1 protein-coding gene is annotated in these 1,334 nt (G+C 68.9%); it reads left to right on the top strand.

Going from position 1 to position 1,334, the window contains the following annotated elements; genetic code table 11:
* Nucleotides 1–986: DUF2637 domain-containing protein (locus ACFVWD_RS58210; protein ID WP_389607280.1), on the top strand; the 986-nt coding region annotated here is incomplete at its 5' end.
* Nucleotides 987–1,334 lie beyond the last annotated feature (348 nt).

The following is a 1,334-nucleotide window of genomic DNA, read 5'->3' as shown; positions in this document are numbered from 1 at the left end:
CGACGATCGCGTTCAACGGGGCCGCCTCCTGGCCCGACCCGCTCGGCACCGCGATGCACGCGGTGATCCCGGTGCTGTTCGTCGTCGCCGTCGAGGCCGCCCGGCACGCGGTGGGCCGGATCGCCGACATCACCGCCGACAAGCACATGGAGGGCGTCCGCCTCACCCGCTGGCTGCTCTCGCCCATCCCGACGTTCAAGCTGTGGCGGCGGATGAAGCTGTGGGAGCTGCGCAGTTACGAGCAGGTCATCAAGCTCGAACAGGACCGGCTGATCTACCAGGCCCGCCTCCAGGCCCGCTTCGGCCGCAACTGGCGGCGCAAGGCCCCCATCGAGTCGATGATGCCCCTGCGGCTGGCGAAGTACGGCGTCCCCCTGGCCGACACCGCCCCCGCGGGCCTCGCCGCCGCCGGCATCGAACCGACGGCTCTCATGGCGGGGGTGCCGACCGTCGAGCAGGCAGAGCCGCAGTCGAACGGGAGCAGCGCAAGGTTCGGACCGGAGCGGACGAAGCCGAAGAACGGTTTGTTCGAGGAGGTGCCGGATGAGCCCGGGGTCTCGAACGAAGCATCCGGGAGCCATGTCGGCGAGGGGCGTTCTCGTTCTGAGGAGACGCCGGTGGAGAAGATCGCCGTGTCCGCTGCGAAGGCGGAGTGGACGGGGGAGCGACGCCGCGTGGTGCAGATGCGGATCCCCGAGCACGATGAGGTCCCGGGCTTCGTGACCTCACGCCCGGACCCGGCAATCGATCTCGCCCAGCCTGCGCGGGAGGAGGCGTCGGAGGTCCAGGAGCGCGAGGCTGAAGTACGGACGGGGCCGGAAATCGTGGCAGTCCGTTATCGGCGGCTGCCTCCGGAGGAACGTTCCCGGTCCGCGAATGCGCTCGCGCCGATTCTTGCCGAGGGCTCCGGCTACACCGTTGGAACGGTGCGGAAGTACCTCGGGGAGATCAAGCGGGCCGAGAAAAGCGCAACCGTATCGAGCTGAGCGCCTCGGTTCCCACCCGTCTCATGGGTGGAATTCGTGGGCGTCGGGTCGGCGGGTAGAGGACCGAACCAGGCGGGAAAGCCGACGGGAGGTGTTCCGTGGAACTTGTCATTCCAGTCGAGGTCGGCTTCCTCGCCCTCGCTCGACGGGTGCCAAGCGGTGACCGCCGCCTGGCATAGAGAGCGTTGGAACGAGCTGACCTGCGTTTTTCCAACTCGAGGGGTGTCTGTCCGTATCCGTCGCCGCCTGGAAGCGGGGGCTCCGCCGTTCGCTGGGCGGCCAGTGACACCCCCGTTCCACACGCCCCGGAGTTCCAACGCGGCCCGGAGTTCCAACGCGGCCCTGAGC

Source organism: Streptomyces sp. NPDC058086 (assembly GCF_042885015.1).
GTDB lineage: Bacteria > Actinomycetota > Actinomycetes > Streptomycetales > Streptomycetaceae > Streptomyces.
Note: the sequence above shows the minus strand (reverse complement) of the source record. Positions and strands in the feature narration are given on the sequence as shown.